Consider the following 14256-nt stretch of genomic DNA (forward strand, 5'->3'; position numbering starts at 1 on the left):
ATTCTAGTTAAAGAACGATTTCACCCACAGCACCAGACTGTCCCAAAGCTGACCGAACCACGAGCCCTCTTCTACCGCTTGGCTGCTGACCAAGGGATAACTCGCCACGGTACTGTCATCGCTTTTCCAAACGACCTTACCAATCTCATCTCCTTGCGCGATCGGCGCAATCAACGGTTCATTTAACACCACACTCTTATCAAGCCCAGCCGTCATTGAACGAGGTAGAGTGAGATAGGCATCTTTAGCGAAGATCGCTTCAACTTGATTAGCATTTCCCTTCCAAACGCGAACTTTAGACTCAACTTCTCCCTGTTTAGCAACTTGCTTGGTGTCATAAAAGCGAAAACCATAGCTGAGTAGATTCTTCGATTGGCTGATCCGAGCCTGTTTACTTGGCGTGCCCATCACCACCGAAATAAGGCGCATTCTTCCTTCTTTGGCCGAGCTCACCAAGCTGTATCCGGCATTGCTGGTGTAGCCGGTTTTGCCCCCGTCGACATCAATGGAATTGTCCCACAACAACTTATTGCGGTTGTACTGCGTAATGTCGTTCCACTTGAAGACTTTCTCGCTGTATAGCGCATACACATCAGGAACATCGCTGATGATCGACTGCATGAGTTTTGCCATATCGGTTGGTGAGGTTTGGATGCCATCACTATCAAGACCATGAGAGTTCACAAAATAGGTGTCTTGAAGTCCTAATTTCTCCGCCCAACCATTCATCAAGGCGACAAAGCCGCGTTCACTACCTGCAACGTGCTCAGCCAGTGCAACGCACGCGTCATTTCCTGATTGGATGATCACGCCGCGCATTAAGTTCGCAACACTAATTTCATCTTTCGGTTTGATGAACATTTTAGAAGAACCGGGAAACTTGGCCGACCACGCGTTTTCGCTCACGGTGACAACATCATCCCAATTCAAACGCCCCGCTTTGATTTCTTGTCCAACTACATAAGCGGTCATCAACTTGGTTAAACTCGCCGGAGCAAGGCCTGCTCGCCCGTTATGCTCGGCAATAATGGCACCGGATTGAAAGTCCATTAATACGTAGCCTTTTGCCTGTAACTGAGGTGGGTTAGGCGTAACAACGGCAAAAGTAGGTACGCTTATTAAACAAGTCACAATTGTCCATCGAGCCAGTGACACTTTCATCCGACTTCCTCCATGCTCTTACTTTGTCGCAACTCTATTGAGCATAGCTCACTCAATCAGTAGCACCAGTCGCTAATCGTTTCATTTTCTTGAACTTACATTGATTTGACCAAGGTATAGAACTGAAGAGGCAATTGGGAAATAGCATTGGTTCTTCGCGCCATTCGCAGTAAAGTAGCGCTACCCCTCAATAAGGAAATAAAGATAACAATGAACGCTCAATCATTTATCGACGCAGGATTGCATTACACTCCCCACAGTTTTACCGTTCCTCTGGATTACCAAGACGCGAGCAAAGGCACCATTGAAGTCTTCGCCCGTTCGGTTTGCCTAGTTGGCGATGAAGAATCGACCAAACCTTGGTTGGTTTACTTTCAGGGCGGGCCTGGCTTTCCTTCTCCACGTCAAAACGGCAATAACGGCTGGGTAAAACGCGCCCTGCAAGAGTACCGAGTTTTACTTCTCGACCAGCGCGGTACGGGCAACAGCAGCGTAATTAATCACCAGACGCTTGCTCACCTCACGCCAGAGCAACAAGCAGACTACTTGAGCCACTTCCGAGCGGATAACATCGTGCGCGACGCGGAATACATTCGTGAGCAATTTGGCGTCGAAAAATGGGCGATCTTAGGTCAAAGCTTTGGTGGGTTTTGCTCCCTCACCTATTTGTCTTTGTTCCCAGATAGCTTGCTACAAAGCTACATCACAGGTGGCGTGCCATCAGTCTCACGTCATGCCGACGATGTGTATGAAGCCACTTTCAAACGCACCATGGAGAAAAACCAAGCGTTCTTCCAACAATTTCCAAGTGCGCAACAACTTTGCCAAAACATTGCGAATCACTTGCTGGAAAATGAAGAGTACCTACCAAATGGTCAACGCTTCACGGTGGAGCAATTTCAACAAATCGGCATCAACTTTGGTGTGAGTGATACTTTCTTACCAACTTACTATTGGCTAGAAAGCGCGTTGATTGAAGTGAACGGCAAACCACAACTTCGTTATGAGTTCTTAAACGATATGTTGGCGCAGCAAAACTTCCAAACCAACCCGATCTACGCCATTTTGCATGAATCGATTTACTGTCAAAGCTTCGCGTCGAATTGGAGTGCGCACCGCGTTCGCCAAACCCGATCAGAGTTTAATTATGAATCTGGCAAGCCATTTTACTTTACGGGGGAAATGGTCTTCCCATGGATGTTCGACCAATACGTTAACCTCAAGCCACTAAAAGACGCCGCAGAAATATTGGCCGCGAAAGAAGATTGGGCTGCGCTGTACGATCAAACACAATTGGCTCAAAATAAAGTGCCTGTCAGTTGCGCCGTTTACGCCGATGATATGTTTGTTGAAATGGATATCAGCCGAGAGACGCTCGCGTTAATCCCAAATTCAAAAGCGTGGATCACCAACGAGTACGAGCACAACGGTTTACGTGCCGACGGTGAGCGCGTTTTAGATAAGTTAATTGCGATGGGGAATCAAACCGCCGCTAATTTGAAATAAATACTATAAAAACGCCTCTTCTAGAGGTAAGAGGCGTTTCATTCCTACCATCTTGTTTTTACGAATCTCTTACGCGCTTGGTCATACGTTTCGTCATCACCCGGTAGCCCATTTTATGATAGAAATCCTCACCTTCATGGTTAAATGACGCCACGGTTAAGCCGATTTCTTCTATTCCTTGAGCACACAAATCACTTTCCATCTTATCCATCAGCGATAAACCTATTCCTAAGTTTCGATGGTTCTCTGCAACAATAAGCTCATTAATAAAACCAACGCGTTTTTCTGGTGAAATCAGCGACTGAACGTTACGAACCGAACCAGAGATAAAACCGACGACTTTTCTTTGCGAACAAGCAATAAAAGCGCTCACGCTCCCATCAAAATACTTTTCGAAGGTGCAATATGATTCTCTTAGTTGTGCCAATTCCTTGGGTGGACGATAGAAGTTCGGTTCAGCTTCATAGTGCGATGTATCGAGTTCAACGAGTAATTGTTTGAGCAAGGGAGCATCTTCTTCCCTCAGCCGCCTGATATAAAACTGCTGCATGTCCTTTCCTTGCCAACTGATCCGATTATTATTTTGTAGCTCTTGCGCACAACTTTAATGAAGAGCCGAAGAAGGAATCACAGTACAAATTTAAACCAAAAGTGTCGAGTTCAACTTACCTTGTTCTCTACAATTTATGCTTATAATTTGAACACATAGCGATTTTACCCGCGTGACGCTTTGCCGCATCAAAACACCGCTACATCCCGCCTAGCCATAATATCCGCATAATTTGTCCGTATTTCCGACTAATTTAGTCAGGTATACTTCGTGCCGCTAAAATTTTAAGGTCGTTGACCACCTGTATTTTTAAAGGAAACCTCATGAGTCAGTATGTAGTTTGTGCGCTGTACAAGTTTGTTGAGCTGAATAACTATCAAGAACTACGCGAGCCATTACTTGCGTTGATGGAAAAACACCATATTCGCGGAACATTACTGCTGGCAAGTGAGGGCATCAACGGCACTGTTGCCTCTGATCGTGCAGGTATTGATACGCTACTGGAGTGGCTAAACAACGAGCCTCGTTTGACAGGCACCGTATACAAAGAGTCGTACTCTGAGACCCAGCCATTCAATCGCACCAAAGTGAAATTGAAAAAAGAGATCGTAACATTAGGTGTTGAAGGCATAGACCCTCGCCACGTAGTGGGTACTTACGTGAAACCTCAAGAGTGGAACGATCTTATTGCTGATCCTGAAGTGTTTGTTGTCGATACACGTAATGATTACGAAATCGAGATCGGCACATTCAAAGGCGCTGTAAACCCAAATACTGAAACCTTTCGTGAATTCCCAGACTATGTAAAAGAAAACATGGACCCGGAAAAGCATAAGAAAGTGGCGATGTTCTGTACCGGTGGTATCCGCTGCGAAAAATCAACTGCTTACATGAAAGAACAGGGCTTTGATGAGGTCTACCACTTAGAAGGCGGCATTCTTAAATATCTTGAAGAAGTTCCTCAAGAAGAGAGCATGTGGGAAGGTGACTGCTACGTTTTTGATGGCCGTGTTGCAGTAAACCACCAGCTAGAAAAAGCAGATTACGACTTATGTAACGCTTGTCGTCTACCGATCACTGAAGAAGACAAACAGTCTGATTTGTTCGAGCAAGGCGTGAGCTGCCCGAAATGTCACGGCACACACTCAGAAGAACAAATTGCTCGATTCCGCGAACGTGAAAAACAAATTGTTCTTGCAGAACAACGAGGCGAGCAGCATGTTGGTGGCGAAAGTGCCAAGCAAAGAGAAGCTCGACGTGCCGCTAAGTACGCACAAAAAGAAGCTCAGCGTAAACAAGACTAAGCTCAACTCTAATTCTATTTTAAGCGAGCTGCCGTAAGGTGGCTCGCTTTTACTATGCACCAACACTCTTTCAATACAATTTTGTATCCCTCACCAAAACCTCTAGTTGATTGTCTCTTTTGCCTTCGGGTAGCCCCACCATCTCATCATAAGCACTTTGATGTACTAAAACCTGCTTATTTGCTTTGATATTCTTGCACTTCTTTTGCATCTCGATAAGGGAATGAGCCCTCAAAAAGATACCGTTGTCATCAGTGATGAATTGCGCTTTCCCATCAACTACGACAGATGCTTGATACAATGCGAGATCAAGCGAGTGAATGATCAATTTATCTACGTAGAAGAACTTTTCTAACTTACTCAGTGGTATCGACATATCTCACCTCCTTGTGAGCAACCTCTACGTTTTAATGAACAAAACCGATCATTAGGTGAGGTCTCTTCGGATCATTTGCGTACAACATCGGAAACAAAGAGGATTCCGATGCAAACAATCAATGTCGTGTGGTTAAAACGAGATTTAAGACTGACTGACCACCAGCCCTTAACACAAGCATTGTCGTCAAAGCACCCAACGGTACTTTTATATATTGTTGAACCGTTGCTGTTAAACAACCCTCACTATTCTGAGCGTCACTGGCGATTTGTTTGGCAATCATTGCAAGACATGAATGAGACGCTCAAAGCCTATGGACACCGCATCACGGCTCTGTTTGGCGATGCCTTAGCATGTTTTCAATCAATTCAAATGCAATATCAAATCAACGCTGTGTTTTCTCATCAGGAAATAGGGCTCAACTGCACCTTTGAGCGCGATAAGCAAATTGCCGACTGGCTGCATGAGCAGAACATCACGTGGTTTGAGTTCGAGCACGGTGCTGTTATTAGAGGAGCAAAAGACCGGCAGGGTTGGGACAAACATTGGGATTTGGTCATGAGAGCCTCCATAAGCCCTCTTGAGCTGCAAACCAACTTGTTGCATTCATTGGATGCAGAAGCACTCGGCTGCGCGTTTTCGCCACCTTCATCCTGGCTATCAAAATGCAAAGGAATGCAAACGGGAGGAAGCCGGCTCGCTTGGAAAACACTAGAGGACTTTTTTCATCGTCGAGGTCGTGATTACTATCGAAGCATTTCTAGTCCCACAGCCTCACGCACAGCCTGTACTCGACTTTCTCCATACCTCGCTTGGGGTAACATATCCTTGCGTGAAGTTTATCAATACCTTTTGAAACACTGGCAAGTCGCTGGATTTCGTCGCAGCTTAATTGCATTGTCTTCACGGCTTCATTGGCACTGTCACTTCATCCAAAAATTCGAATCGGAATACGACATGGAGTTTTACTGCGTTAATCGGGCTTACGAACCATTGATTAAACAAAGTAGTACTTTCGATGAAGAAAAGTTAGCAGCATGGAAATCCGGGCATACTGGCGTACCTTTGATTGATGCCTGCATGCGCTGTTTGCACCACACTGGTTACATTAACTTTCGCATGCGTGCCATGCTGGTTAGCTTTCTTACTCACCACATGAACATGGATTGGCGAGTAGGTGTAACGCATTTAGCGCAACTATTTCTCGACTTTGAGCCTGGAATTCATTACCCACAATTCCAAATGCAAGCAGGAGTAACCGGGACTAACACAATCCGTATTTATAATCCGATCAAGCAAGCCCAAGAACATGATCCTAACGGTACGTTCATCTACAAGTGGGTGCCTGAGTTACAAATGGTTCCTCCCCCTCTTTTATTCGAGCCCTGGACAATGACCCAGATGGAAGCTGTCATGTATCAGTTGCAGCCAGATAGCCGTTACCTTGCACCTATTATCGCACCAGACAACACAGCTAAGGCAGCAAGAGAGCGCTTATGGGCGTGGCGGAAACGAGCCGATGTGAAACAAGAAGGCAGACGAATTCTTGCGCGACATGTTAGGCCCTCAAAAGAAAGTAGGACGCGATGATCATCTTTCAATCACGATGCGTACAAATGCAAACACACTCAAGGGAACCCGCTGTACCCTCAACTAGTAAGGAACACACTATGTTCAAACGTATCTTAGTTATCGCGGCGACACTGATGGCGACATTATCTTTTATGCTGCCCGTCAAGGCTCATGAGCATGGCATTATGAAAGCCGATATTGTCGACGTTGCCGCTGAAAACGGCTCTTTCAATACGCTTGTTGCTGCGGTGAAAGCAGCGGGCTTGGTTGACACTCTCAAAGGGGAAGGCCCATTTACTGTTTTTGCACCAACGGATGACGCTTTTGCAAAACTGCCAGACGGCACAGTCGACATGCTCTTAATGCCGGAAAACAAAGACAAGTTAGTATCTGTTTTGACTTATCACGTCATCCCAGGGAAAGTGATGGCTGCCGATGTTGTTAAGCTAGACAAAGCGACTACGGTTCAGGGGCAAGATGTGATGATTAAAACCATGGGCGATAAAGTCATGGTTAACGATGCAAATGTCATTGCAACCGATGTGAAAGCTAAAAACGGTGTCATTCACGTGATTGATACTGTCATCATGCCGAAATAACACCATTCAGAGGGCGGTACAATCCGCCCTTCAGACAGAACTTCTTCCACCCTTAGCACGATTCCTCTCCACTTATCCCCACCCCCACTCATTCACCATGACTATAAAAAAGATAAAAACAAAATTAAAATCAATACCTTGCAATACGACACTGCACAATATTGACGAGGTTAAGATATCGTTATCTTTCAATTTGAGAACAGGATTCCATGTCAGTGACGTTTACTTTTCCACATGTAAATTCTTAAGCTAAATTTTGGCTGCTCAATCACATTTCGGCAAACCATTCGAAAGGGTGGGACGCAAAGCTTCCGGTCTGTCAGCATTTAAAAATCTAAAAGAATGCTCATGATAGCGGGGTTACCATGTTGCAACACTACATTATCCAAAGTATGGATTCATGCAGCGTTGCTTCATGCTCAGCATGCGCCGAGGTGTGACATTAATTTGTCAGCCATAACAGAGGACATGTGATGAAATCCTTCCCAACCAAATCCGTACTTGCATTAGCACTTGCAAGCATTAGCTCAAGTGCCGCGGCTCACGGCTACGTATCAGAAACCAATGATGGTGTCGCTGCAAGTCGCGCGGCACTATGTAAGTATCCAACACCTGATACTAACGAAAAAAATAATAACTGCGGTGCCATTCAATACGAGCCACAAAGTGTTGAAGGTCCTGATGGTTTTCCACAAACAGGGCCTCGCGATGGAAAAATAGCAAGTGCCGAAACCGCTCTAGCTGCCGCTCTTGATGAACAAACTGCCGACCGCTGGGTTAAACGTCCTATTCAATCAGGTACACAGACTTTTGAATGGACATTTACAGCTAACCATGTGACGCGTGACTGGAAATATTACATCACCAAACCTGATTGGAACCCAAATGCCTCACTATCACGCGACTCGTTTGATCTGACTCCTTTCTGTGTAGTCGACGGCAATATGGTTCAACCTCCAAAACAGGTGAGCCATCAATGTAATGTGCCTACGCGAGAGGGGTATCACGTCATTCTGGCGGTATGGGATGTTGGCGACACAGCGGCTTCATTTTATAACGTGATCGATGTGAAATTTGATGGTGACAGTCCAGTCATTCCAGATTGGACGCAAGGCGGTCAAATTATTCCGACGATGGATTTAAATGTTGGAGATTCGGTTTATACGCGCGTATTTGATCAGGCGGGTGAAAACATAGCTTATCGAACCGAGCTAGAAATTACCGATGCAGTCATGGGCAAAGCGAAAAATTGGTCTTACGCTCTAGCAACGAAGATCAACCAAGAGCAAACTAAACTGCAAGCTGGACAGTATGCCGAGGATAAATTCACTCCTGTTTATGGTACTAACCCGGTGTACCTGCAAGCTAATAGCGGCCTTGAGCGTGTAGAAATCGGCTACAAGATAGAAACTCCCGCTCCAGAGTACTCACTCACAGTAGATGGCTTTGCAGACGAATATATTATTGAGTCAACACCGACAACGTTGGAGCTGACACTAACTGCTGAAGGCGATTTAAACGCAGAACTCACCGTGTACAATCACCACCGTGAGCCACTTGCAAGCTGGGCAGACGAAATGAAAGACGGCTCGGTGGAGGCTGTATCGCTCGCTTTAAGCAAATCAGAGTCTGGTCACCATATGCTCGTGACTCGTATTAAAGACAAAGATGGTAACTTGGTGGATCAGCAAACGCTCGACTTTCACTTAAAAGAAGAGTCAGTAACGCCACCACCATCTGGCGAGTACGATTTTGTCTTCCCTGAAGGGCTATCTAGCTACACGGCGGGCACAAAAGTGCTTGCAAGCGACGGTGCCATTTACCAATGTAAACCCTTCCCATACTCTGGTTACTGTGTACAGTGGAAAGAAAGCGCAAACCAATACGAACCAGGAACAGGTTCACACTGGGAAATGGCTTGGGACAAAGTCAACTAAATCGCCCTTTGAACGTTAAGTAAAAAGAGCCTCGCTATGAGGCTCTTTCATTATCAAACGCAAAAATGGCAGTTTTCCCGATCTAAACCATGAACACCTGACAAATTAGCCAAATGAGCCCGCCCTTCAATCAGCCCCATTTCATAACCTTCCAATAGAACGGTTTGTCGCATTGATAAGCGCTGAACAGGAAAATTATCTGGTGGTGCAATCACTCTGACATGCGTTCCCGGTGGAGGGTTACGAATAAATTCCAACGATTGATTGTAGTTATCTGCACGTCTTAACATCGCGTCCGCCATTTTAGGATGTTCGGCAAATAACTTCTTCATCAGCCATGTGGTTTTTACTGGCTTCTTGGCATAATTTAGCGGGTGAGAAAGCACAACGGTTATGTCGCGAGCCCCGCGACGATAAGCCTCACGCACCGGGATAGAATCTGCAACCCCACCATCGGTATAGCAGCCTCCAGAAAAGCAAGGGGTGTGCTTGTATGCAATGGGTAACGCTGTCGTCGCTTCAATCGCATGGTGAAAATTATCACGCGTCACGCGATAATAATCTGCCTGTCCTGTATCTACATTCGTCGTCGCTGCCAGAAAAGGAATACCATTAAACAGTTTATTTTCATCGACGGGATACAAACGATTAGACTCTTCAAACAGCCACTTCACATCAATGAGATCCCCACCTTTAACAAATCGAGTCGGATCAAAAAAGCGTTTACTCGTTGCCAGCTTAGTAATGACATTAATGCTGCGATGCGGATAGTCGGTCAAATAACCAATCAAGTTTGATGCGCCAGCAGATACACCAATGGCAAAATCAAACGGTTTATAGCTCTGCTCTAAAAATGCATCTAGCACTCCGCTTGCGAAGACACCTCGCATCGCGCCACCTTCCACTACAATTGCTTTTGTTGCCATATTTCCCCCATTATTCTTGCCAAAAGAGTAATGAAATTCGTGCAATCAAAACAATTGAATATTCTTATTATTGAAATAGGTGAAGTCTATTTATTTCTTTCTTAGAAAGTGAAAACTAAAGTTCAAAAAATCCACACCAGCTAGAAATGTAGGTGTGGATTTAGACGAGATGGAAACGCCTAAGAGAAAACAGTTTTATAGGCTTCGCCCGCGCCATCAATAAACATTTGAGTACCGATAACCGCTAGGATTAAGCCCATCATTTTCGTCACGACGTTCAGAGCACTCGGTCCAACTGCTTTGACCAATTTGTCTCCAAATAAAAACAGTATATAGGTAATAACACACAACACAGCAAAAGAAACGATGGTAATAATGGTTTGATCAAAACCACCCGCCGTAGCAAAGTTCATCGCGGTAGCAATCGTTCCAGGCCCTGCTAATATCGGCATTGCAAGTGGAGAAACGGCAATGCTCAACGCCGCCTGCTGCTGCGCTGGAGAATACGCTTTCTCTTTAGTTTTCTGATGCGTCGAATCACCTTGAAGCATATTAAAACCGATCAAAAACACCAAGATACCGCCCGTTATTCGCAAGGCGTACAGCGTGATACCAAACAAATCAAAAATTAATTTACCGGCGATCGAAAATATCGCAATGATGACAAATGCAATAAAAACCGAACGAAGCGCCATGGAACGTACGGTTTCCCTATCCTCATCAGCCGTTAAACTCAAAAAGATAGGAATATTGGCGATGGGGTTCATGATCGCAAAGAAGCCCATAAACACCGTGACTGTATGAACGATGAGTTCTTTCATATTTTCCACTGCAGTTAAATTGTTGATTCTAAAAACAGTATATACGCTCTCAAGCAGAACGAGTGATGTATTCTCTATTCATCTTCACACTTATGCGCTAAGCATTGTTTTTCTTTTGAGATAGTTTACCGACTCATCAAATATCGCTAAGGTGAGGCTTCAGCCTTTACATGTAACAGGGGATGTTAAGTCACCATGAACAGTACGATACAAACAATTCTCAATCACCGCTCAATTCGAAAGTTCACCTCGCAACCTATTGAAAGCGAACAATTAGAAACGATTCTACAAGCTGGCCTTGCGGCGTCTTCATCAAGTATGTTGCAAGTCGTCTCAATTATCCGCGTGACTGATAAAGAAAAGCGTACGCTATTGGCACAATATGCGGGGAATCAAGGGTACGTTGAAAGCGCTGCTGAGTTTTTGGTGTTTTGCATTGATTACCAGCGCCACGCCAGTATCAATCCTGATGTGCAAGCTGATTTCACCGAGTTAACACTTATCGGTGCTGTTGATTCTGGCATCATGGCACAAAACTGCTTACTTGCGGCAGAGTCTATGGGACTAGGAGGCGTGTATATTGGTGGCTTACGAAACAATGCTCAAAAAGTCGACGAGTTACTAGGCTTACCTAAAAATACAGCCATTTTATTTGGTATGTGTCTTGGTCATCCAGATCAAGCCCCTGAAGTTAAGCCACGTCTACCTGCTCATGTCGTGGTGCATGAGAATCAATATCAAGACCTAAATTTGGATGATATTCAGGCTTATGACCAAACCATGCAAAACTACTATGCAAACCGTTCGAGCAATCAAAAACAAAGCACTTGGTCACAAGAAGTCACCAGTAAACTAGCTGGCGAATCACGTCCGCACATCCTGCCTTACTTAAACAGTAAAGGGCTCACTAAAAGGTGATGACCACTGTACGATAGGATCAAAAAAGGCCTCTGAAGAGGCCTTTAGAATTTATCAGCAAAAACTCGCTTAGTTACCGCCTGTCGCGCCAGTACCATCTCCAGGTTGTGGTTCTGGTTTAATTGGCTTACCAGGTTTCGCTTCAGGAATTGTAGGAACAGTTGGTTTAATTTGATCTACAGGTTTACCTTCAGCGATATCTTTTTCAACCTGCTCAACAACGTTCTTTGTATCTTCTTCAGAAATCTCTACGTAAATCACGTCATCAGAACCCGCACTAGCTTTAGGGTAATGTGGATTTTTCGCAATCACTTCTTCGGTAATCGATTTTGCAGCAACTGCTACAGCTTCAGGTGCAGCTGTTGGGTTTGCTTTAATGATATCCGATACAACGTTCGCTGTAGCAACTAACTTCGTAGCAAGTGCACTATTACCGCCTTCACTTTGAAGATCTTCAACTACTGACTCTGTATCACGAAGGATTTCATCAACCGTTTTACCACTTGCATTGATATCAATACCTAAGTTCTCGAATACTTTTTCGGCGATATCAGAAGAGTAAACCTCACCTTCTTTCAAAGAGTTAGAAACCAAAGTCGTAAATGGAGAGCCTGTTACTAATGAATCCGCCTGCGCTAAGCCTTGAGGGATTTTGTAGTCAGATGTAATAGGTTTGCCATTTGATGCGTCTTTACTCTCATCAGTATGCGTCAATACGAAAGCACAGTCACCTGGCGCATTTACGACATTGATATTTTCAAAACGCGCTTCACCAACCATACCTTCATAGTTTGTTGTCTTTTCAATCGCGTCGTATGTCTCACCACCACATACTGCTTGAACTTTCATGCCGATAACAGCTGGGTCATAAGCCTGAACTGAGTATCTTTTTACCTCAGGGTCGCTGTCACTACCACAACCTGCTAGTAGTACCGCTGCCACACTTGCCGTTAAAAGTTTGATTTTCAAAATTAGCTCCAATATTTGTTGTTATATCCGACCGCAACAGGAAGCATAACGGCAGTTGCATATAGTGTAAATAGGATGCATACAACTTTGGCATGAGTTTTTTCACATTCTTGCCTGTTTGCTTGTGCAAAACCATGCATTCATCTCAATAACGTCAAATAGACACAATTTTGTCATGTATTCGTCAGTATTTTTTCAAGTAACTTGTTGCCTTTATTGCAACCAGATGGATAATGGTTGACTATTTTTTGTGGGTCAGATTTTTACACCTTCATTAATGAAACTAAGAGCTCTAAGTCGCTAGCAGCCATTTGGAGTGTTTATTACACAAATAATTCTGAATGGACTCGCTTTCTAAAGGCTTAAAACTGCAGTAAATCGTCAACATTGATGAAATGCAGTTCAATTAGAATGAATCAATTTCAGTCGGCAAACTTTCTTTCGGTAGTTATAAACCAATGAACACATTTAATAAATTTTTGGGGATATCAGTACTTCCTATCCTTCTTACAGGGTGTACTCTGCCTGGTAGCCACCTTTCGGTCAGTGACAAAACAGTAATGAGCACTGAATCGAGTGATATAGAATCGCAGGTTACGGTTTATCCTTTAACTTTGGAGCGAGTGACCTCTTTAAATTCAATAGATCCTTTTTCAAAGCCAAATCCAGAGTTAGATATTGAAATCGCCAAGTATGAATACGAAGTAGGACCTGGCGATATCTTAAATATTACTATTTGGGACCACCCAGAGCTCACGATCCCAGCTGGCTCATATCGTAGTTCAGCCGAAGCAGGTAACTGGGTGCACTCAGATGGCACAATCTTCTACCCTTACATTGGTGTTGTACACGTTGAAGGTAAAAACGTTCGCCAAATTCGTGCAGACATTGCCAACCGTCTTGCAAAATACATTGAGAGCCCGCAAGTCGATGTAAGCGTTGCAGCTTTTCGTTCTAAAAAGACTTATGTGACTGGCGAAGTGAACAAGCCAGGGCAACAACCAATCACAAACATTCCTCTTACACTTCTTGATGCCGTAAATAGAGCAGGCGGACTGGCAGCCGAAGCCGATTGGCGTAATGCAACACTGACGCGAAACGGTGTGGTTGAAAATGTCTCTTTATACGCTCTGATGCAACAAGGCGACTTAACTCAAAACCGTCTTCTAAAGCCCGGTGATATTGTTCATATTCCCCGTAACGATGCACAAAAAGTATTTGTTATGGGCGAAGTTAACGATCCGAAGCTACTCAAAATTGATCGCAGCGGTATGAGCCTTACTGAGGCTCTAAGTAGCGTTGGTGGCATTAATGAAATCTCCGCCGATGCCACTGGCGTTTTCGTCATCAGACGTTCAAAAGAAGAAGCTAAAATGGCGGACATCTATCAGTTAGATGTTTCTGATGCTTCTGCTTTGGTGATTGGAACAGAGTTTGATCTCAACCCATACGACATAGTCTATGTAACAGCTGCGCCTGTTAGCCGTTGGAACCGCGTTATTGCTCAACTTGTTCCAACCATTTCCGGCTTTAACGAATTAACCGAAGGTGTACTACGAGTACGCACTTGGCCGTAAAAACGACGTGCCGCAAGAAAGTTATCTCTTGCGGCATTCA

13 protein-coding genes and 1 riboswitch are annotated in these 14256 nt (G+C 44.5%); of the genes, 7 read left to right on the forward strand and 6 right to left on the reverse strand.

Annotated elements, in window-relative coordinates; genetic code table 11:
- Nucleotides 1-3 precede the first annotated feature (3 nt).
- Nucleotides 4-1161: a D-alanyl-D-alanine carboxypeptidase family protein gene (locus OO778_RS19980; protein WP_047102396.1), complete on the reverse strand. Its 1158-nt coding sequence runs from the start codon at nucleotides 1159-1161 to the stop codon at nucleotides 4-6.
- 210 nt (nucleotides 1162-1371) lie between these two features.
- Here OO778_RS19980 and OO778_RS19985 point away from each other — a divergent pair, with 210 nt between their 5' ends.
- Nucleotides 1372-2667, forward strand: a complete 1296-nt coding sequence (locus tag OO778_RS19985; RefSeq protein WP_074190355.1) for an alpha/beta fold hydrolase — start codon at nucleotides 1372-1374, stop codon at nucleotides 2665-2667.
- Nucleotides 2668-2725: 58 nt separating this feature from the next.
- Here the strand turns inward: OO778_RS19985 and OO778_RS19990 are convergent, their stop codons facing one another.
- Nucleotides 2726-3217 carry a GNAT family N-acetyltransferase gene (locus OO778_RS19990; protein WP_048625423.1) on the reverse strand — a complete coding sequence of 164 codons (492 nt, stop codon included), beginning with the start codon at nucleotides 3215-3217 and terminating at the stop codon, nucleotides 2726-2728.
- A 323-nt stretch (nucleotides 3218-3540) separates the two neighbouring features.
- On the opposite strand from OO778_RS19990, the gene OO778_RS19995 reads away from it, so the two are divergent.
- Nucleotides 3541-4521 carry a rhodanese-related sulfurtransferase gene (locus tag OO778_RS19995; RefSeq protein WP_047009631.1) on the forward strand — a complete coding sequence of 327 codons (981 nt, stop codon included), beginning with the start codon at nucleotides 3541-3543 and terminating at the stop codon, nucleotides 4519-4521.
- 70 nt (nucleotides 4522-4591) lie between these two features.
- Here OO778_RS19995 and OO778_RS20000 read toward each other — a convergent pair whose 3' ends face one another.
- A complete protein-coding gene (locus OO778_RS20000; RefSeq protein ID WP_006740792.1) occupies nucleotides 4592-4897 on the reverse strand; it encodes a DUF6482 family protein in 306 nt (101 codons plus the stop codon).
- Between the two features lie 108 nt (nucleotides 4898-5005).
- Between OO778_RS20000 and OO778_RS20005 the strand changes: the two genes are divergently transcribed.
- The 3 genes from OO778_RS20005 (at nucleotide 5006) to gbpA (ending at nucleotide 9005) form a co-directional block, all read left to right on the forward strand.
- Nucleotides 5006-6487, forward strand: a complete 1482-nt coding sequence (locus OO778_RS20005) for a deoxyribodipyrimidine photo-lyase (RefSeq protein WP_264912682.1) — start codon at nucleotides 5006-5008, stop codon at nucleotides 6485-6487.
- An 80-nt stretch (nucleotides 6488-6567) separates the two neighbouring features.
- On the forward strand, nucleotides 6568-7068 hold the full coding sequence (locus OO778_RS20010) for a fasciclin domain-containing protein (RefSeq protein ID WP_264912683.1): 501 nt from the start codon (nucleotides 6568-6570) through the stop codon (nucleotides 7066-7068).
- 267 nt (nucleotides 7069-7335) lie between these two features.
- Nucleotides 7336-7436, forward strand: a riboswitch (cyclic di-GMP riboswitch).
- A gap of 105 nt (nucleotides 7437-7541) precedes the next feature.
- The gene (gene gbpA / locus OO778_RS20015) at nucleotides 7542-9005 is read left to right on the forward strand and encodes an N-acetylglucosamine-binding protein GbpA (protein ID WP_074190351.1); all 1464 of its coding nucleotides are present in this window, start codon (nucleotides 7542-7544) and stop codon (nucleotides 9003-9005) included.
- A 53-nt stretch (nucleotides 9006-9058) separates the two neighbouring features.
- Here gbpA and OO778_RS20020 read toward each other — a convergent pair whose 3' ends face one another.
- Nucleotides 9059-9931, reverse strand: coding sequence for a patatin family protein (locus OO778_RS20020; protein WP_005397800.1), 873 nt, complete (start codon nucleotides 9929-9931; stop codon nucleotides 9059-9061).
- A 179-nt stretch (nucleotides 9932-10110) separates the two neighbouring features.
- The gene (locus tag OO778_RS20025; protein WP_046875716.1) at nucleotides 10111-10752 is read right to left on the reverse strand and encodes a MarC family protein; all 642 of its coding nucleotides are present in this window, start codon (nucleotides 10750-10752) and stop codon (nucleotides 10111-10113) included.
- Between the two features lie 195 nt (nucleotides 10753-10947).
- On the opposite strand from OO778_RS20025, the gene nfsA reads away from it, so the two are divergent.
- Nucleotides 10948-11670: an oxygen-insensitive NADPH nitroreductase gene (gene nfsA / locus OO778_RS20030; protein WP_006740796.1), complete on the forward strand. Its 723-nt coding sequence runs from the start codon at nucleotides 10948-10950 to the stop codon at nucleotides 11668-11670.
- Nucleotides 11671-11739: 69 nt separating this feature from the next.
- On the opposite strand, the gene OO778_RS20035 is transcribed toward nfsA, so the two are convergent.
- Nucleotides 11740-12639, reverse strand: coding sequence for a hypothetical protein (locus OO778_RS20035; protein WP_074190350.1), 900 nt, complete (start codon nucleotides 12637-12639; stop codon nucleotides 11740-11742).
- Between the two features lie 458 nt (nucleotides 12640-13097).
- Here OO778_RS20035 and OO778_RS20040 point away from each other — a divergent pair, with 458 nt between their 5' ends.
- Entirely contained in the window at nucleotides 13098-14216 is a 1119-nt protein-coding gene (locus OO778_RS20040; protein WP_006740798.1) for a polysaccharide export protein, read from the forward strand.
- The last annotated feature ends 40 nt before the right edge of the window (nucleotides 14217-14256 follow it).

Origin of the sequence: Vibrio sp. STUT-A16 (assembly GCF_026000495.1) — a bacterium.
GTDB classification, from domain to species: Bacteria; Pseudomonadota; Gammaproteobacteria; order Enterobacterales; family Vibrionaceae; genus Vibrio; species Vibrio diabolicus.

What these genes read in the sequence shown, in the direction of transcription:
- OO778_RS19980 (WP_047102396.1), bottom strand. Translation starts at nt 1,161, where the DNA reads ATGAAAGTGTCACTGGCTCGATGGACAATTGTGACTTGTTTAATAAGC.
- OO778_RS19985 (WP_074190355.1), top strand. Translation starts at nt 1,372, where the DNA reads ATGAACGCTCAATCATTTATCGACGCAGGATTGCATTACACTCCCCAC.
- OO778_RS19990 (WP_048625423.1), bottom strand. Translation starts at nt 3,217, where the DNA reads ATGCAGCAGTTTTATATCAGGCGGCTGAGGGAAGAAGATGCTCCCTTG.
- OO778_RS19995 (WP_047009631.1), top strand. Translation starts at nt 3,541, where the DNA reads ATGAGTCAGTATGTAGTTTGTGCGCTGTACAAGTTTGTTGAGCTGAAT.
- OO778_RS20000 (WP_006740792.1), bottom strand. Translation starts at nt 4,897, where the DNA reads ATGTCGATACCACTGAGTAAGTTAGAAAAGTTCTTCTACGTAGATAAA.
- OO778_RS20005 (WP_264912682.1), top strand. Translation starts at nt 5,006, where the DNA reads ATGCAAACAATCAATGTCGTGTGGTTAAAACGAGATTTAAGACTGACT.
- OO778_RS20010 (WP_264912683.1), top strand. Translation starts at nt 6,568, where the DNA reads ATGTTCAAACGTATCTTAGTTATCGCGGCGACACTGATGGCGACATTA.
- gbpA (WP_074190351.1), top strand. Translation starts at nt 7,542, where the DNA reads ATGAAATCCTTCCCAACCAAATCCGTACTTGCATTAGCACTTGCAAGC.
- OO778_RS20020 (WP_005397800.1), bottom strand. Translation starts at nt 9,931, where the DNA reads ATGGCAACAAAAGCAATTGTAGTGGAAGGTGGCGCGATGCGAGGTGTC.
- OO778_RS20025 (WP_046875716.1), bottom strand. Translation starts at nt 10,752, where the DNA reads ATGAAAGAACTCATCGTTCATACAGTCACGGTGTTTATGGGCTTCTTT.
- nfsA (WP_006740796.1), top strand. Translation starts at nt 10,948, where the DNA reads ATGAACAGTACGATACAAACAATTCTCAATCACCGCTCAATTCGAAAG.
- OO778_RS20040 (WP_006740798.1), top strand. Translation starts at nt 13,098, where the DNA reads ATGAACACATTTAATAAATTTTTGGGGATATCAGTACTTCCTATCCTT.